Genomic DNA, 17,534 nt, shown 5'->3' with positions numbered 1-17,534 from the left:
GGTCATTCTATATAATACTAAACGGTATAACTCAACATCGTCAACTAATAAGGCAGTAAATTTTTCTAAATTTTTCAGGATTAAGGGGAAGCACGTCATGAACGAAAAAAAAGAGAAAATCATAAAAACAGGCATCCATTTATTTGCCAAAAAAGGGTTTTCTTCAACAACCATTCAGGAAATCGCCGGTGAATGCGAAATTTCAAAAGGGGCCTTCTATCTTCATTTTAAATCAAAAGAAGATCTTTTGCTCTCAGCATGTGAGTATTACATCGGCATGTCTATGGAAGAAATAAAGAAAATCAAAACAGAACATCAGCATAAATCGCCTAAGGACGTATTCCGAAAACAAATCGCTTATCAATTCCAGGAATTTATGGAGCACAAGGACTTTATCATTCTCTTGCTGAGCGAAAAGGTCATTCCTGAAAATCAAAAGGTCAAACAGTATTTTCATGAGGCCAATATTCAATTTAACATGCTGTACCGGGATGCTTTGCTCTCCGTTTACGGAGATGCCGTCATACCGTTTATAGCGGATGCGTCCGTTATGGCGCAAGGAATAGTGAGCTCCTATATTCATTTCTTGATTTTTAATGAACATACGGCATTCCGGACGGAAAACGTGGCGGCCTTTCTGATTGCCAGAATCGATGACCTGATTACGGGACTGATAAGAGACAATCCCGATCCGCTGCTGCCTGAGGATATCTTCACTCAGCCGGCGGCGGACAGAGAAAGACTGCTTGCGGATATTCAAAAGATAAAAGCACAGCAGGGGCTGCCTGAGGACGTCCTCGTATCGCTTGAAGTCATTGAAGAGGAATACGCAAAGGAAGAGCCGCGAAAACCGATTATTAAAGGAATGCTATCCAACTTGGCAGGCAGCGGAAATGAGCAGATTGAAACGCTGCGGGCTTCCATTGAAACCTATTTCAGCTTATAAAAAAAGAGACCGGCGCTTACCGGTCTCCGTGTCAGCAGCGCCCTTTCAGGCGGCTGCTTTTTTTATCGTTTTTTGATTTCTTCAAGTAAGATTTTGTTGACCATCGGCGGGTTGGCCTGTCCTTTTGAGGCTTTCATAATCTGCCCGACAAGGAAGCCGATCGCGCGGTCTTTTCCGTTTTTGAAGTCTTCAATTGACTGCGGGTTGCTGTCAAGCGCATCTGTTACCAGCTTCAGAAGCACGCTTTCGTCAGAAATCTGCACGAGGCCTTTTTCTTTAACGATTTTTTCTGCGTCGCCGCCTTTTTCAATTAATTCTTTAAAGACTTTCTTCGCGATTTTGGACGAGATGGTTCCTTTTTCAATCAGCTTAATCATGCCGGCAAGGCCTTCAGGAGTCAGTGCGACATCCTCAAGCTCTTTTTGTTCGGCATTCAGGTAAGCTGAGACTTCACCCATCAGCCAGTTTGATGCCTGCTTGGCTTCCGCGCCTTTATTGACCGTTTCTTCGAAGAAATCAGCCATTTCTTTCGTCAGCGTCAGAACCATTGCGTCATAAGCCGGCAGGCCGAGCTCTTCGATATAACGCTTGCGGCGCTCGTCCGGAAGCTCAGGAATGGTTGCTCTTACGCGTTCTTTCCATTCGTCATCAATGCAGAGCTCGACAAGGTCAGGCTCAGGGAAATAACGATAGTCGTCCGAACCTTCTTTGACACGCATCAAAATGGTTTTTTTCGTCGCTTCATCGTAGCGGCGCGTCTCCTGCTGAATGACTCCGCCTGACAGAAGCACCTGCTCTTGGCGTTTTTCTTCATGCTCAAGTCCTTTTTGCACGAACGCGAAGGAGTTCAGGTTTTTCAGCTCCGTTTTTGTGCCGAATTTCTCCTGGCCGATCGGACGGAGGGAAATGTTGGCGTCACAGCGCAGTGAACCTTCTTCCATTTTACAGTCGGAAACGCCTGTGTATTGGATAATTGATTTCAGCTTTTCGAGATATGCGTAAGCTTCCTCCGGTGTGCGGATATCCGGCTCAGATACAATCTCGACAAGCGGCGTGCCCTGGCGGTTGAAGTCAACGAGGGAATAGCCGTCGCCCGTATGCGTCAGTTTTCCCGCATCTTCTTCAAGGTGAAGACGGGTAATGCCGATTTTTTTCGTTTTTCCGCCGACTTCGATTTCAATCCAGCCGTTTTCGCCGATCGGCTTGTCAAATTGAGAAATTTGATATGCCTTCGGGTTGTCCGGGTAGAAATAGTTTTTCCGGTCAAACTTCGTATCCGTTGCGATTTCACAGTTCAAAGCCATTGCGGCTTTCATCGCGAATTCGACCGCTTCTTTGTTCAAAACGGGCAGCACGCCGGGATAGCCGAGGTCGATGACGCTCGTTTGGGTATTCGCTTCCGCGCCGAATGGCGTCGGTGAGCTTGAGAAAATTTTAGATTTTGTTTTTAATTCCACATGGACTTCAAGTCCGATTACCGTTTCAAAGTTCACTTCATTTCACCCCTTACAGTTCAGGTTTCGCTTTATGATGATCTGTTGCCTGCTCAAAAGCATGAGCGACGCGGTATACAGTGCCTTCATCGAAGTGTTTTCCGATGATTTGCAGTCCGAGCGGCAGTCCGTCCGCAAATCCGCACGGCACGCTGATTCCCGGCACACCCGCGAGGTTGACAGGGATCGTTAAAATATCGTTGGCGTACATTGTGAGCGGATCGCTGGTTTTTTCGCCGATTTTGAATGCCGGTGTCGGCGTTGTCGGTCCGACGATGACATCGTATTTCTCAAATACGTCTTCAAAATCTTTTTTAATAAGCGTGCGCACTTTTTGCGCTTTTTTGTAATACGCGTCATAGTAGCCGGAGCTGAGCGCGAAGGTGCCGAGCATGATGCGGCGCTTCACTTCGTTGCCGAAGCCTTCTGAGCGTGTCTGTTTATAAAGGTCGATCAGGTTGTCCGCATTGTCTGAGCGGTAGCCGTAGCGGATGCCGTCAAAGCGCGCAAGGTTTGCAGACGCTTCGGAAGAAGACAGCAGATAATACGTCGCAAGCGCGTATTTGCTGTGCGGCAGAGATACTTCTTCCCATGTCGCTCCGAGGTCTTCAAGCACTTTTAAAGCGGCTAAAACCGATTCTTTCGCTTCTTTGCCGACGCCTTCTCCGAGATATTCTTTCGGCACGGCGATTTTTAAGCCTTTAATATCGCCAGTTAATGAAGAAAGAAAGTCCGGCACTTCGACATTGGCGCTCGTAGAGTCCATTTTGTCCGGGCCTGAAATCGCCTGAAGCAGGAATGCGTTATCTTCTACGGTTCTTGTGATCGGTCCGATCTGGTCTAATGAAGACGCAAAAGCGACCAATCCGTAACGTGACACGCGTCCGTATGTAGGCTTTAATCCGACGACGCCGCAGAAAGAAGCCGGCTGACGGATGGAGCCGCCCGTATCAGATCCGAGTGAAAACGGCACTTCGCCCGCTGCAACCGCAGCTGCGGAACCGCCGCTTGATCCGCCGGGAACCGTATCGAGATTCCAAGGGTTTTTCGTCGCTTTGTACGCGGAGTTTTCAGTAGAAGAACCCATCGCGAACTCGTCCATATTCAGCTTTCCGATCGTGATGGCTTCAGCGGCTTGAAGACGCTCCACAACCGTCGCATCGTAAATCGGATCGAAGTTTTCGAGGATTTTGCTTGAGCATGTTGTGCGAAGCCCTTTGGTCACGATGTTGTCTTTGACGCCGATCGGCATTCCGAAGAGAAGACCGTGTTCAGACCGTCCGTCAACCGCTTCGTCAAGTTCTTTCGCGTAAGCGCGGGCTCTTTCTTCATCAAGCTGTAAGAATGCCTGCACCTTATCATCCACGGATGCGATCCGTTTGTAAGATTCATCAACAAGATCGGAAATCTTGATTTCTTTTTTATGTATCATTTGTTTCAGTTCTGTGATTTTGTGATCAAATAATGACATACTGTCTCCCTCCTTTAATCCAGAATAGATGGCACACGGACATAGCCGTCTTTATGATCGGGAGCATTTTTCATGACATCCTCGACCGGAAGGCCTTTACCCGCTTCATCTTCTCTCATTACGTTTTTCATTTTCAGCACGTGTGTTGTCGGTTCCACGTTATCCGTGTCCACTTCATTAAGCTCCTCGGCAAACGAGATGATGCTGTCAAGCTGTTCTGTGAACATTTCAGCTTCTTCATCTGTAATGGCGAGTCTCGCCAAATGAGCGACATGCTTTACTTCTTCTATAGAAATTCGTGACATAAGATCCACCTCCGCATAATTCTCCGTTTCGTCATATAATACTGATCATATCAAAAACGAGCCCTCTAAAGCAACAAAACGCCGCCTTCTGAGGCATGATGAAACCCTCTCTATTTTATCCTAAATCGGGGAGAAAGAGAAACGAATTATATGTCAGAAAATTTTTACTTTTATAATTTATTGGTAGCGTTTTCATCTCTAAGCTGTTCTATGTTGGCGGGGATTTTTTCCTTGAGCGGGCCAGGTTTCGAGAGTTGATTGATCGGGGATACTTTGTTAGGTTTAGTAACCATAGCCGGCACTAAATATGTGATTCGCATGGAATGATGACTAAAGGCTGGATCGCCGGCGCATATTCCGGCACTACTAATCTACAGAGGTGATGCAACATTTACATGAAAGAAGAGAGGGTCCAAAAACGTGAGTATTGAATTAATTATATCTCTTGGCATTTACTTTGCTGCCATGCTGTTAATCGGCTGGTACGCATTCAGAAAGACAACGAATATTAATGATTACATGCTGGGCGGAAGAGGACTCGGCCCGTTCGTAACGGCGCTGTCCGCAGGTGCGGCGGATATGAGCGCATGGATGCTGATGGGGGTTCCCGGCGCAATGTTCGCAACGGGGTTATCGACCTTATGGCTGGCGCTCGGTTTGACGATCGGCGCGTATTCAAATTATCTGCTGCTTGCTCCGAGGCTGCGCGCTTACACGGAAGTTGCGGATGATGCGATTACGATTCCCGATTTTTTCGATAAACGGTTCCGCCACTCGTCATCATTGCTGAAAATTGTTTCCGCCGTGATTATTATGATCTTTTTCACACTGTACACATCGTCCGGGATGGTATCCGGAGGCAGGTTATTTGAATCGGCATTCGGCGCCGACTACAAATTCGGTTTGTTTTTAACGGCGGGTGTTGTTGTCCTTTACACGCTGTTTGGCGGTTTCCTCGCTGTCAGTCTGACTGACTTTGTACAGGGAGCGATCATGTTTGCGGCATTAGTGCTTGTGCCGATCGTTGCTTTTACCCAGCTCGGGAGCGTTTCAACGACGATTGATTCGATCAACGCCGTTAACCCGAAACTATTGGATATCTTTAAAGGCGCGAGCGTCATTAGCATTATTTCTTATTTGGCATGGGGACTCGGCTATTACGGCCAGCCTCATATCATCGTACGATTTATGGCGATTAAAGAAGTGAAAGATTTAAAACCCGCCCGCAGAATCGGGATGAGCTGGATGGTTATTTCAGTTGTCGGTTCATTGCTGACCGGGATTATCGGGGTTGCGTATTCTCATCACTTCGGGGTCTCCGTAAAAGATCCGGAAACGATTTTCATTATTTTTTCTAAAATCTTGTTCCACCCGCTGATTACGGGCTTCCTGCTGTCCGCGATTTTAGCGGCGATCATGAGTTCCATTTCCTCACAGCTTCTCGTAACGGCAAGCGCCATTACGGAAGATTTATACCGCGCCTTTTTCAGACGGGAAGCGAGCGATAAAGAATTGGTCATGACCGGACGCCTGTCGGTATTGATCGTGGCCGTTATCGCCATCCTGCTTTCCATGAATCCGAACAGCACCATTCTTGATCTGGTCGGATATGCGTGGGCTGGCTTCGGTTCGGCTATCGGTCCGGCGCTCTTGCTCAGTCTGTACTGGAAACGGATGAATGAATGGGGAGCGCTTGCGGCGATGATTACCGGGGCAGCGGCCGTTTTAATCTGGATCACCACAGGGCTTGCCGCTTCAACCGGCGTATACGAAATCATTCCGGGATTCTTCCTCAGTCTGATTGCCGGTATTGCCGTCAGCCTGCTGACCAAAAAACCGGCCGATGCTTCTTATCAGCTGTTCAGCCGGATGGAAGCTCTTTTGAAAAACAAGAAATAGACAAAAAGCCGTCAGATTTTATCCCTGACGGCTTTTTTCTTCCGCACTTGTCCTGCTATAAATACTGTGAGAAAATCATATCAATTTATTATAAGAAAAATTGCGGAGGTGCTGTGCAAATTGAGCTGGCCTATCGAACCAGACATTTTATTAAAGCTGGGCATTGCCACGCTGATCGGCATGATCATCGGTCTTGAACGAGAACTGAAAAACAAACCGCTCGGACTGAAAACCTGTATCGTCATCGCCGTCAGCTCCTGTATGCTGACGATCGTCAGCATTAATGCGGCATACCATTTCCCAAAATATTACCGTATCATGATGGATCCGCTCCGCCTTCCCGCCCAAATCATTTCCGGCGTCGGTTTTATCGGCGCGGGCGTGATCCTGCGTAAAAGCAATGACGTCATATCCGGCCTGACGACATCGGCTATCATCTGGGGCGCGGCCGGGCTGGGTCTGGCTACAGGCGCCGGCTTTTATAAAGAGGCGTTCGCAAGCCTCTTGTTTATCCTGATCAGTGTCGAATTTCTTCCGTGGCTGATCAGAAAAATCGGTCCCAACCGCTTGAAGGAAAAGGATATCCGCGTGAGAATGTCTCTTTCCGATAAAGACAAAATGACCGAGATTTTAAAGGAAATGAAAAGCAAACAGCTCCGCATTCACTCCGTCCGGATTGATGATCTGGGTGAAAAAGAATTTCCGATTATGGAAGTGAAAGTCAGTGTTCATAAAAACCGCTACACCACTGACGTCTATTATGATATTAAAGAAATTCAGGGCGTCGTCGGAGTGAAATGTGATACGTTATAAAAAACGCCGGGTTGGATTCAGCCGGCGTTTTTCTATTTATACGAATGCAGAAAATTGATACTCCGTAATCGGTGTTTCATTTTCGATATCGCGCCTGAAGGCTTTCAGCATCCCGAGTTCCTCGTCCCCGAGTGAATTGAGGTCAAACGCCTGATGCAATAATCCGTAGATCAGCATATGGCGCAGCCGGAGGAAATCCGGGATGTGTTCAAACCATGCGGAATCAAGGTCATTTTCTTCCCTGTAGCCTTTCATAAAGTGAGTCATGAATTCACCCGTAAACGCGGCCTTGTCTTCATACGGGATGACCGGATACCACAACATGTTGTACAGCAGAATACTGATATCATTCACAAACCAATTGTAGCCGATATCATCAAAATCAAATGCAGTGATTTTTCCGTTGTCCCAATTAAAATTGCCATGATGCAGATCGGCGTGCACAAGGCCGTAGTTTTCAGGATTCTTCGGCAAACGGCGCAGTTTTTCCATTAGAGTATCCGCCCGCTCAAATACGAGATGCTGATCTGCGGGCACGTATTTTCTCAGCTTCAGCTGCTCCTCTTCATCCCATTCCTGCCTTTTATATGCCGGATCGCTCAGACGGTAGCTTTTTGTCAGCCGGTGCATGTTCCCCGTGTACTTTCCAAGCTGGTAAAACAGAGTTCCGTTCCAGTCTGATTCCTCCACTTTGCGTCCGGGCGCTTTTTCATAGACTCTTAATAAAAACGCTCCGCCTTTTCCATCCGGGACTTCTTCGACATCTTTGCCATTTAATGAAGGAATCGGCTTTGCTACTGAAAGCCCTCCCTTTGCCAGATGATGAAGCCATTCCATTTCCCCGAGAATATATTCCGGTGTTCTTCTGATCGTATGCGTAATTTTTAAGATATACGGTTCGTTATCTTTCACAATTTCATATACGTAGTTCTCTGCGTCCGCAATAAATTGAAACTTGGTAAATCCGTATATTTCACCGGCTTCAGCCAGCACCTTATCTTCCTCAAAAATCGCTTTAATATCTTTATGCATGCTGATTCACCCTTCTCATAACGTTTGTAGGCGGTGTGTGTACTCAGCAAATGTCATTCATCAACATTCCTGCCCTTCTTTTTTCACAGCAGATTCGTAACATCCGCTTAGAAATGAAATGTGTTTTCCTGTTAATTCCTAATTATACAAATATCTTAACATACCTCATTCCTCGCTCCAACGATATTCACAATAAAAAACCCTTGCTCATACAGAAATGAACAAGGGTATCTTGGTTAATCGTAAATATGGACGGTCGGTTCTTTGTCACCCGCATTGCGGACGATCAGCGCTTCCTGCCCGTCAGACGAGGTAATGTTAATTTCGACATCAACTGAGCCTTTTGAATAATAATCCATCAGCTCACCTGTTAAGTATTGGGTAAAGGCGATGACTTCGCTTTTCCCGTAAAATTGCATCGGGATTTCAATCTTCATTTTTCTCATTTCATCGTTTTCGTACATTGCCGTTCCGACAACTCCGGTGTAATTCGGGAAGTAGCTGTCGATGGCGTTTTTGAAGCGTTTAAACACTTCGGAATCATCAGGGTATTTCTTTGCCGTGTCTGTATCCGCCGGATAGAAGACGTACTTTTCTTTGACATCATCCCAGTTTGAAATGGTGGATGAGCCGGCCTTGACTTCTGTTTTCGCAATGTAATTCCCCGGTACGATTGATGTTTTCGGCGCTTGTTTATAAAGGGCGACGGTAATCGGCACATTTTTCAGGTTATCCATTTTCCGAAGACGGTTAACGACTTCCTGTGCGATTTCTTCACCGTGGCTGCGGATCGTTTTGTCGCTGAGCTCCACTTCCTGCTGCGGATCACCTGTGTTTTCGCGGTAATAGTATACAGAGTTGAGAGCGAGACCGATCATGACACCGCCAAGCTGGATGGAATTTTTATCTTTTCTTACTAAGTAATCCTGCTCAAGCATGGACGCTAAGTAAATCGGGCTGTTTTCATTTTTCTCTTTTGCCGATCCCGAGCTTGGCAGCACCGGGTTTAAGCCGAGATTCTGGAAATTGGCGTCTGCCTTTTTCGCCTTTTTCAGATCACTGCCCTCTTTTTTGCGGTCAAGCCAGCTGAGTACCGTGTCCTCATCTAAATACTGGCCTTCCTGATACAAATAGTCATCCGTCGGGAACGTGTCTTGAGCGAGCCGCATCAGCCCCGTCTCGAATTCATCGATGTCCAGCCTCGTGTTCAGCCGGTCCGCGGTCAGGCCGCGCGCTTTTCCGGCCTTAAACGGGAGCACCATTTTATAGTAGGAATCAGAGATATTATATTTCGGTATGATCGCTTTTTCAGAAGACTTTGCCGTTTTCTGCGTGATCTCTTCCTCTTTTTTTCCCCCGAAACTCGGCGAACAGGCCGACAGCATGAGTACTGCCGCCGTTGCCGTCGCCGCCAATGCCAACATCTTTTTCAATAGAAAACACTCCTCTTATTTCTTTAGCTCTCCCAATAGCTGTGCTTCATTCCATACTTCAATGTTTAATTCCTGCGCTTTTGTCAGCTTGCTTCCGGCCGCTTCTCCGGCAATCAGCAAGTCTGTTTTTTTGCTGACAGATCCCGTCAGCTTTCCGCCGAGCGCTTCAATCTGCGCCTTGGCTTCATTTCTGGACAGCTCTTCAAGCTTTCCGGTTAACACGATGGTTTTGCCGGCAAAATAAGAGTCGCTGTCCTCCGCTTTTACTTTTTTCGGGCCTTTGTAGAGTGTGTTCACACCGAGTTCCTCAAGTTCATTCAAAAGCTCAAGCATTTCCTCTTTGCGGAAATAGGTGACAACGGCATCGGCCATCTTTTCGCCGATTTCATCTACCGCAAGCAGCTCTTCTTCCGTGGCTTGTTTCAGATTTTCCAGGCTTTCAAAATGCATGGCCAGTGTTTTGGCCGCTTTTGAGCCGATAAAACGGATGCCGAGACCGAACAGCAGGCGTTCCAGCGAATTCTCTTTCGACTTTTGGATGGAGCTGATCAGATTGTCAGTTGATTTTTCCCCCATCCGCTCAAGCCGGATAACCTGTTCTTTCGTCAGCTTATACAAATCAGCGACATTACGGACGAGATGTTCACGGAAAAGCTGTGTGATGACACGTTCTCCGAGTCCGTCAATATTCATCGCGTTGCGTGAGACAAAGTGAATCAGGCCTTCTCTGATCTGCGCCGGACATTCCGGATTGATGCAGCGCAGCGCGACTTCCCCTTCAATGCGGACAAGTTCGCTTTCGCACTCAGGGCAGCTGGTCGGCATATTGAATTCTTTTTCTTCCCCGGTCCGCTGTTCAATTAAGACATTGACGACCTCAGGGATGATGTCGCCCGCTTTTTTGACGACCACTTTATCGAGAATGCGGATATCCTTCTCTTTAATTAAATCTTCGTTATGAAGGGATGCTCTTGAGACCGTCGTTCCCGCGACTTTTACCGGTTCCAGAACGGCGGTCGGCGTAATAACGCCCGTTCTTCCGACATTCAGTTCGATATCGAGCAGTTTTGTCACGACCTCTTCCGCCGGGAATTTATAAGCAATCGCCCAGCGCGGGCTTTTTGCCGTATACCCGAGTTCTTCCTGCTGGTCGAGCGAATCGACTTTGATGACGATTCCGTCAATTTCATAAGGGAGATCGGCCCGCTTCGCCTGCAGCTCTTCGATCATTTCAATGACTTCATCTATCGTGGCGCATTTTTTCCGTTCCTGGTTTGTTTTAAAACCGAGCTCATCCAGAAAATCCAGGCCCTGACTCTGTGTTTCCACACCCATTTCGTCAAGCTCCGCTATACTGTAGACGAAGATGTCAAGATTTCGTTTCGCTGCAATTTTCGGATCGAGCTGTCTGAGTGAGCCCGCAGCCGCGTTCCGGGGATTGGCGAACGGCTCCTCTTCATGTTTCAGCCTTTCCTCATTGAGCGCTTCAAATGACTGTTTCGGCATGTACGCCTCTCCGCGCACTTCTATGGAAAGATTCCGTTTCATTTTCAGCGGAATGTTGCGGATCGTTTTTAAGTTTTCCGTGATATCTTCGCCCGTCGTTCCGTCTCCTCTTGTCGCGCCTCTGACGAAATAGCCGTCTTCATAACGGAGAGAAACAGCAAGACCGTCTATTTTCAGCTCCACATTGTAAGCGACGCCGTCACCGACAGCCTGACGGACGCGGCGGTCAAAATCGCGGAGATCATCATCGTTAAATGCGTTGCCGAGACTGAGCATCGGCGTGCCGTGCTGCACCTTTTGAAAAGATTCAAGCACCGCTCCCCCGACCCGCTGTGTGGGCGAATCAGGCGTTCTGAGCTCCGGGTGCTCTTCCTCTATGGCAATCAGCTCCTGCATCAGTCTGTCGTACTCGGAATCCGGCACACTCGGTTCATCTAAGGTGTAATATTCATAACTGTACTGATCGATGGTGCGGCGCAATTCTTCTGCCCGGTGTTTCGCTGTTTCTTTGTCCATCATGTTCTTCCTTTCCTCTTCAGGTTACTGCTTTTCAATCGGCGCAAAAGCGGCAAGCAGACGCTTCACGCCGACTGGGCTCGGGAATGCGATATCAAGCTCGGTGCTTTCGCCTTCTCCTTTTACGCTGACAACCGTTCCGGTGCCCCATTTTTTATGGCCCGCTTTATCGCCGACCGCCCAGCTGAGCGAGTCGCCGCCTGTTTTGTTCGCATAGGAAACAGGACGGGATACGGGCCCGCGTTTCGGCTGCACTTTTCGTCCCGGCTGCATGCGAGGTGTTTTCTTCTCATTTAGGTTCTCCAATAAATCGCCAGGTATTTCCCTGATAAAGCGGGATTCCGGATTCATATTGGTGCGGCCGAATAAGGTTCGCATTTTGGCATTCGTTAAATACAGTTCTTCTTCCGCCCTCGTGATGCCTACATATGCGAGCCTGCGTTCTTCTTCCATCTCGGCTTCTTCCATCAGGGAGCGGCTGTGCGGGAACACGCCTTCTTCCATGCCCATTAAGAACACGACAGGAAATTCAAGCCCCTTAGCGGCGTGCAGTGTCATTAAAGTGACGGCATCCTTTCCGCCTGATTCCTCTTCCTTCTGGTCGAGCTGGTCAATATCCGCGATAAGCGCCAAATCAGTCAGAAACGCGACGAGAGACTTGTCTTCGCTTTTTTGTTCGAAGTTTTTCGTCACGGAAAGAAACTCGTCGATATTTTCAAGGCGGCTTTGGGCTTCGATTGATTTTTCGGCCTTCAGCATTTCTCTGTATTCCGTTTTTTCGAGAATTTCTTCCGTGAGTTCCGTAATGGACAGATAATCCTGCATGTTCGTCAGATTCTCAATCATCGCGCCAAAGCCGTCAAGCGCGTTTGCCGCTTTTGCACTGACGCCGATGAAATCAACCTGTTTGATCGCCTGGAACATTGACATTCCGTTCATCGCCGCATATGACGCGATTTTTTCTAGCGAAGTGGCGCCGACGCCCCGCTTCGGCACATTGACGATCCGCGTAAAACTGATGTCGTCGTCCGGATTTGACACAAGGCGCAGATATGCAAGAATGTCTTTAATTTCTTTCCTGTCGTAGAACTTGGTTCCGCCGACGATATTGTAGTTCAGACCGGATTTTAAAAGGGTTTCCTCAATGACGCGCGACTGGGCGTTTGTCCGGTATAAAATCGCGATATCGGAAAGCTTCCGCCGGCCCGAGCTGTGCAGCTCATAAATTTTGCCCGCGACGAATTGGCCTTCGCCGAATTCATTGTCGCCGCTGTAATAAGAAAGCTTGATGCCTTCGTCATTTTCCGTCCACAGGTTTTTCGGCTTGCGGTTTGAGTTGTTTTTGATCACTTCGTTAGCCGCTTGCAGAATCCGCTTTGTTGAGCGGTAGTTTTGCTCGAGCAGAATCACGTTTGCGCTCGGGTAATCTTTTTCAAAGGAAAGGATATTCGCGATATCCGCCCCGCGCCATCTGTAAATGGACTGGTCGGAGTCACCGACGACGCAGATATTTTCAAGACGGGCCGCAAGCTGCTTCACAAGGAGGTATTGCGCCCTGTTCGTATCCTGATACTCGTCTACGTGAATGTACTGGAATTTGCGCTGATAAAACTCAAGCACTTCCGGCACACGCTCAAAAAGCTTAATCGTCGTCATGATTAAATCATCAAAATCGAGCGATTGGTTTTTCAGCAGTTTTTTCTGATAATCGGTATACACGTCACTCGTGACCTGATCGTAGTAGCCGCCGGCCGTTTTTGCGAATTCCTCAGGTTCGATCAGCTCGTTTTTTGCGCTGCTGATGGAGCCTAAAATACTTCTCGGATCAAACTTTTTCGGATCGATATTCCGCTCTTTCAAAATCCCTTTAATAACGGAAAGCTGATCAGCCGTATCAAGAATGGAGAAGTTTCGGTTGATGCCGATTCTGTCAATATCCCTGCGCAGAATCCGCACGCACATGCTGTGGAAGGTGGAAATCCAGATTTCATCCGCGCCGGGTCCGAGAATGCTCTCCACCCGCTCCTTCATTTCTCTGGCGGCTTTATTTGTAAAGGTAATCGCCAGAATGTTCCATGGCGCCACGTGTTTTTCCGCCATTAAGTATGCGATTCTGTGCGTCAGCACACGTGTTTTTCCGCTTCCCGCGCCCGCCATCAGAAGCAGCGGACCGTCCGTCGTCTTGACCGCTTCCTGCTGAACGGGATTTAATCCGCTTAATAATTGATTGCTAATGTAATTCATATCCGTTCACCGCCTATCAAACATATGTTCTATCATAAATCAATTTCGTCCGCTTGGCTACTTTGTCTTTACAGCCGCCACCGTTTTGAGCGCCTGATCAAAATCTTCATATACGGCATTTCCGACAACGATGACATCGGCATGACGGCCGAACCGTTCCGCCGTTTCCGCGTCTTTAATCCCGCCTCCGTAAAACAGGACGGACTTGTCCAGCACAGCCTTCGTTTTCTCCACCGTTTCTATGTCCGCCAGCATCCCGCTGTATTCCAGATAAAAAATCGGGAGATGAAGCAAATGTTCCGCGACCCGCGCATAGGCGAGAATATCTTCTGTTTCTATATGTGTATCCGCCTCCGTCAAAGCGGCCGCCTTACAATCAGGGTTGACGATGCAGTAGCCCTCCGTCACGATTTCCTCCATTGACATGAGCTCTCCGTATTCTTTCATCGCCTGATGATGCATGCCGACAATCCAGTCCGCCTTTTTGCTGTTGAGCACACTCGGAATGAAATAAAGATCAAACCCGGGCACAATGGAATCAATCGTCGACACCTCAAGTACGCACGGCACTAAAAACCGCCGCACCTTTGACATCAGTCTCAGCACATTGTCCTCGGTGATATTGTCGCTTCCTCCGATCACAATGGCGTCAGTCCCTGATTCACAAAGCCGTTCCAGCTGTTCATCCGGTAAATCTTTATTCGGATCGAGTTTAAAAACATGCTTCCACTCGTTAACATCGTACATGCGTTTTCGTTCCTCCATTCGTTTCTTGCCATTTAAACATTATAACAAATTCGTTTGGCCCGGAAAAACGGAAAAAGACGTCATTCACCTGATTCACAAAAAAAGATTGCGCTCCGCCTGACGGGAAACGTCTATGTTTGAAAACAAACAATATGTGGAATGTCAAAGAGAAAAAAGGCAAGGAGTCTGGTCTCAATGGAACAAGCCATTATCGTACTGATTTGTATATTGATTTTTATTATTTTAGTTCCCGCCGCATTGTTTCTCTGGATATACATAAGAGACGAAAAGCAGGAAGAACATTCAGTGCTGCGCAATTATCCCGCAGCGGGAAAACTACGCTATATATTTGAAAAAATCGGACCTGAGCTGCGGCAGTATTTATTCAGCAATGATAACGAAGAACAGCCGTTTTCCCGGAGAGAATATGAACAGACGGTCATGTCGGGAAAGTATAAAAGCAGAATGATGGGCTTCGGCTCAGAACGGGATTTCGATCAGCCGGGCTATTATATCCGTAACGCCCTCTTCCCGAAACAAAGGGAGGAGCTGCGCACAGATCAGACGCCGAAGATCGACACGATGGTATACAAGATTGACAAAGACAACCTGCTGAAACGCAGCGAACACCGTGAAAAAGCAAAAGCGGACCCTTATTACCTGCATCCGGACGATGTGCAAGTGATCGGCCGCGACACGTGCAAGAAACCGTTTTATGTAAAAGGGTTAATCGGACAATCAGCGATGAGCTACGGCTCACTTGGCGACCGGGCAATCACCGCCCTGTCAAAAGGGCTGCACCAGGCCGGCGGCACATGGATGAATACAGGCGAAGGCGGCCTGTCTGAGTATCACTTGAAAGGCGGCGCGGATATTATCTGCCAAATCGGCCCCGGGCTGTTCGGCGTGCGCACTGAAGATGGAGAGTTTTCATGGGCAGAATTTAAGAAAAAAAGCCGCCTCGAGCAGATTAAAGCCTTTGAATTAAAGCTTGCGCAAGGGGCGAAAGCAAGAGGCGGTCATATTGACGGTTCAAAGGTGACCGAAGAAATTGCCGCCATCAGAAATGTGCAGCCCGGACAATCCATTGACAGCCCAAACCGCTTCAACGAATTCTCAAATGTTCCGGACATGCTTGATTTCATTGAGAAATTAAGGACTGTCGGTGAAAAACCGGTCGGCATCAAAATTGTCCCGGGCAGCCGCAAAGACCTTGAAGAGCTTATTTCCTGTATGAGTTCATCAGGCAAACTTCCCGACTTTATTACGATTGACGGCAGTGAAGGGGGAACGGGAGCTTCTTTCCATGAACTGGCGGATTCCGTCGGCCTGCCGATTCTGACCGGCCTCCCCCTTGTTGACGGCCTTTTGAAGACATACGGTATAAGAGATAAGCTGAAAATTTTCGCATCCGGAAAGCTGCTCACTCCCGATAAGATTGCCGTTGCCCTCGCGTTAGGCGCGGATTTTGTCAATATTGCCCGGGGAATGATGTTTTCAGTCGGCTGTATCCGCGCTCAAGTATGCCACACCAATCATTGTCCTGTCGGAGTGGCGACAACCGATCCAAAACTTCAGCGCGCGCTCAGTATCGAGGATAAACAGCATCGCGTCTGCAACTACGTGCTCTCGTTGCGTGAAGGGCTGTTTCATCTTGCCGCGGCGGCGGGTATCAGCTCGCCGATTCATTTCTCAGCTGAACACATCGTATACCGGGAGGAAGACGGAAGCCTGAGGGAACTTCCCGGCCTTTTGAATCAGCACGCATAAAAAAACCGCCTGCCGTCATCGGCAGAGCGGTTTTTTACGTAGCTGAGGAGGATTCTCCTTTGTTTACGCGGTCAAGCGCCATTTCATAGGCGTCGTTCCCGTAATTTAAGCAGCGCTTCACCCGGGAAATCGTCGCTGTGGAAGCACCCGTTTCGCTTTCAATTTTGTGATACGTATTTCCTTCGCGGAGCATTCTCGCCACTTCCAAACGCTGCGCCAGCGATTGGATTTCATTAATCGTACAAAGATCGTCAAAGAAACGATAGCATTCCTCCAGATCTTTCAGCGATAAAATAGATAAAAATAACTGGTCCAGTTCTTTTCCGCGTAATTTATCGATTTGCATCGTCAAACACCTTCTCCTTTACTAATGGAAGCTGCATCGAGATCAGGCACGATATTAATCCATGTCTTTCCTGGCACAAACGGAAGAATCTCACCGCCTTTTACGGGCAGAATACGGCCGTCTTTATATTCCCAGTCTGACTCTATAACATCGCCGTGCTGAAGCAGGAGGCCCTTCCCCCCTGACTGAATATCGATGGCCCGCCTTCCATCTTTGTCTGTCATGCGATGGCCGGCTTCAACAATAAAAATGTTGTGCATGGCTAAAGGCTTTCCGGTCTCCCGGTCTGTCGCTTTCACACCATCAGAGCTTCTTGTATAAGCATCAGCTTTTTTATCATAATCGTATTCGACAAGATTTGTAACGTTTTGTGTTCCATAATCTATCCGAATATTGTAGGTTTCATTTCCGGGTTTTGCATCTGATGTCTGAAATGGGAGCGGTTCTGTTTTTCCGTTCAGCTTGTATCCTTTTTGTTCCGCCGCCTTCCTGATATTGTCATACGACGTGTAGGAATTGTGGGGCGGCTTGCTGAAATCGGCTCTCCAAAACAGGCTGCCGTCAAAATCCAAACCGTTTATATAATCGTAAGTTCCGGACTCCAGCTGCTTTTTAGCGCCGGGACTCCAGCCATGATGGACAAATATGCTGTTAAACCCGCTGCTGAGCGTGACAAAATATTCCCTCGCGCTCCGCACAGGCCCGACCGTTTCCGGCATCTCACTTTGAAAAATCGCGAGAAACCGCGTAATCCGGCCTTCCGCGAGCGCTTCGATGACAACATCCGCCTTTGACAGCCCGGATTGGGGCCTCGCCTTCGGATGATTGTTCACTGCGACTGCAATCGGACGGCGTTCTGCAAGCTTCTGCTCAGTTTTCAGCCCCGTTAAAGGAGCTTCCGCTTCTTTCGGCTGCACCTGATCGGCATTGTTCTGCCGGCAGGCGGCAAGCAGCAAAAACGCAAAACAAAGCATACAAACGGTTTTCCATCTTTTCATATGTCGGCTCCCTGC

At 48.1% G+C, this 17,534-nt stretch carries 14 protein-coding genes; 4 read left to right on the top strand and 10 right to left on the bottom strand.

Features of this window, described 5'->3' with window-relative positions; all coding sequences use genetic code 11:
* Window positions 1-97: 97 nt before the first annotated feature.
* Window positions 98-946, top strand: a complete 849-nt coding sequence (locus ACWJJ5_RS16350; protein ID WP_454022544.1) for a TetR/AcrR family transcriptional regulator — start codon at window positions 98-100, stop codon at window positions 944-946.
* Window positions 947-1,008: 62 nt separating this feature from the next.
* Here ACWJJ5_RS16350 and gatB read toward each other — a convergent pair whose 3' ends face one another.
* Genes gatB through gatC form a run of 3 tightly spaced genes read right to left on the bottom strand, consistent with a single transcriptional unit; the run spans window position 1,009 to window position 4,215 of the window.
* Window positions 1,009-2,439 carry an Asp-tRNA(Asn)/Glu-tRNA(Gln) amidotransferase subunit GatB gene (gene gatB, locus ACWJJ5_RS16345; protein ID WP_015388583.1) on the bottom strand — a complete coding sequence of 477 codons (1,431 nt, stop codon included), beginning with the start codon at window positions 2,437-2,439 and terminating at the stop codon, window positions 1,009-1,011.
* A 13-nt stretch (window positions 2,440-2,452) separates the two neighbouring features.
* Window positions 2,453-3,910 (bottom strand): Asp-tRNA(Asn)/Glu-tRNA(Gln) amidotransferase subunit GatA, encoded by a 1,458-nt coding sequence (gene gatA / locus ACWJJ5_RS16340; protein ID WP_454022543.1) that lies wholly within the window; start codon window positions 3,908-3,910, stop codon window positions 2,453-2,455.
* Window positions 3,911-3,924: 14 nt separating this feature from the next.
* Complete coding sequence (gatC, locus tag ACWJJ5_RS16335) at window positions 3,925-4,215, bottom strand: Asp-tRNA(Asn)/Glu-tRNA(Gln) amidotransferase subunit GatC (RefSeq protein WP_003155732.1); 291 nt, start codon at window positions 4,213-4,215, stop codon at window positions 3,925-3,927.
* Window positions 4,216-4,635: 420 nt separating this feature from the next.
* On the opposite strand from gatC, the gene putP reads away from it, so the two are divergent.
* Together putP and ACWJJ5_RS16325 are read left to right on the top strand one after the other, a co-directional pair.
* Entirely contained in the window at window positions 4,636-6,114 is a 1,479-nt protein-coding gene (gene putP, locus ACWJJ5_RS16330) for a sodium/proline symporter PutP (protein ID WP_007408914.1), read from the top strand.
* A gap of 120 nt (window positions 6,115-6,234) precedes the next feature.
* Window positions 6,235-6,927 (top strand): MgtC/SapB family protein, encoded by a 693-nt coding sequence (locus ACWJJ5_RS16325; RefSeq protein WP_003155735.1) that lies wholly within the window; start codon window positions 6,235-6,237, stop codon window positions 6,925-6,927.
* 36 nt (window positions 6,928-6,963) lie between these two features.
* On the opposite strand, the gene ACWJJ5_RS16320 is transcribed toward ACWJJ5_RS16325, so the two are convergent.
* The 5 genes from ACWJJ5_RS16320 to ACWJJ5_RS16300 form a co-directional block, all read right to left on the bottom strand.
* Window positions 6,964-7,959: a phosphotransferase enzyme family protein gene (locus ACWJJ5_RS16320; RefSeq protein WP_454022542.1), complete on the bottom strand. Its 996-nt coding sequence runs from the start codon at window positions 7,957-7,959 to the stop codon at window positions 6,964-6,966.
* 236 nt (window positions 7,960-8,195) lie between these two features.
* Window positions 8,196-9,392 (bottom strand): CamS family sex pheromone protein, encoded by a 1,197-nt coding sequence (locus ACWJJ5_RS16315; protein WP_003155737.1) that lies wholly within the window; start codon window positions 9,390-9,392, stop codon window positions 8,196-8,198.
* Between the two features lie 15 nt (window positions 9,393-9,407).
* Window positions 9,408-11,414 carry an NAD-dependent DNA ligase LigA gene (gene ligA, locus ACWJJ5_RS16310; RefSeq protein WP_029326170.1) on the bottom strand — a complete coding sequence of 669 codons (2,007 nt, stop codon included), beginning with the start codon at window positions 11,412-11,414 and terminating at the stop codon, window positions 9,408-9,410.
* A gap of 24 nt (window positions 11,415-11,438) precedes the next feature.
* Window positions 11,439-13,658: a DNA helicase PcrA gene (pcrA, locus tag ACWJJ5_RS16305; protein WP_007408910.1), complete on the bottom strand. Its 2,220-nt coding sequence runs from the start codon at window positions 13,656-13,658 to the stop codon at window positions 11,439-11,441.
* Window positions 13,659-13,715: 57 nt separating this feature from the next.
* On the bottom strand, window positions 13,716-14,405 hold the full coding sequence (locus ACWJJ5_RS16300) for a heptaprenylglyceryl phosphate synthase (protein ID WP_003155740.1): 690 nt from the start codon (window positions 14,403-14,405) through the stop codon (window positions 13,716-13,718).
* Window positions 14,406-14,600: 195 nt separating this feature from the next.
* Between ACWJJ5_RS16300 and ACWJJ5_RS16295 the strand changes: the two genes are divergently transcribed.
* The gene (locus ACWJJ5_RS16295; protein WP_454022541.1) at window positions 14,601-16,175 is read left to right on the top strand and encodes an FMN-binding glutamate synthase family protein; all 1,575 of its coding nucleotides are present in this window, start codon (window positions 14,601-14,603) and stop codon (window positions 16,173-16,175) included.
* Window positions 16,176-16,209: 34 nt separating this feature from the next.
* Here ACWJJ5_RS16295 and ACWJJ5_RS16290 read toward each other — a convergent pair whose 3' ends face one another.
* Together ACWJJ5_RS16290 and ACWJJ5_RS16285 are read right to left on the bottom strand one after the other, a co-directional pair.
* Window positions 16,210-16,521 carry a YerC/YecD family TrpR-related protein gene (locus tag ACWJJ5_RS16290; protein WP_003155745.1) on the bottom strand — a complete coding sequence of 104 codons (312 nt, stop codon included), beginning with the start codon at window positions 16,519-16,521 and terminating at the stop codon, window positions 16,210-16,212.
* A 2-nt stretch (window positions 16,522-16,523) separates the two neighbouring features.
* Entirely contained in the window at window positions 16,524-17,519 is a 996-nt protein-coding gene (locus tag ACWJJ5_RS16285) for a DUF3048 domain-containing protein (RefSeq protein WP_063174586.1), read from the bottom strand.
* Between the last annotated feature and the right edge of the window lie 15 nt (window positions 17,520-17,534).

It is taken from the genome of Bacillus sp. JK74, assembly GCF_053663395.1.
Note: the sequence above shows the minus strand (reverse complement) of the source record. Positions and strands in the feature narration are given on the sequence as shown.

Bases quoted from the DNA above. Each gene is read 5' to 3' on its own strand.
- ACWJJ5_RS16295 (WP_454022541.1), top strand. From the start codon at position 14,601: ATGGAACAAGCCATTATCGTACTGATTTGTATATTGATTTTTATTATT.
- pcrA (WP_007408910.1), bottom strand. From the start codon at position 13,658: ATGAATTACATTAGCAATCAATTATTAAGCGGATTAAATCCCGTTCAG.
- ACWJJ5_RS16320 (WP_454022542.1), bottom strand. From the start codon at position 7,959: ATGCATAAAGATATTAAAGCGATTTTTGAGGAAGATAAGGTGCTGGCT.
- gatA (WP_454022543.1), bottom strand. From the start codon at position 3,910: ATGTCATTATTTGATCACAAAATCACAGAACTGAAACAAATGATACAT.
- ACWJJ5_RS16300 (WP_003155740.1), bottom strand. From the start codon at position 14,405: ATGTACGATGTTAACGAGTGGAAGCATGTTTTTAAACTCGATCCGAAT.
- ACWJJ5_RS16290 (WP_003155745.1), bottom strand. From the start codon at position 16,521: ATGCAAATCGATAAATTACGCGGAAAAGAACTGGACCAGTTATTTTTA.
- ligA (WP_029326170.1), bottom strand. From the start codon at position 11,414: ATGGACAAAGAAACAGCGAAACACCGGGCAGAAGAATTGCGCCGCACC.
- gatC (WP_003155732.1), bottom strand. From the start codon at position 4,215: ATGTCACGAATTTCTATAGAAGAAGTAAAGCATGTCGCTCATTTGGCG.
- ACWJJ5_RS16285 (WP_063174586.1), bottom strand. From the start codon at position 17,519: ATGAAAAGATGGAAAACCGTTTGTATGCTTTGTTTTGCGTTTTTGCTG.
- ACWJJ5_RS16350 (WP_454022544.1), top strand. From the start codon at position 98: ATGAACGAAAAAAAAGAGAAAATCATAAAAACAGGCATCCATTTATTT.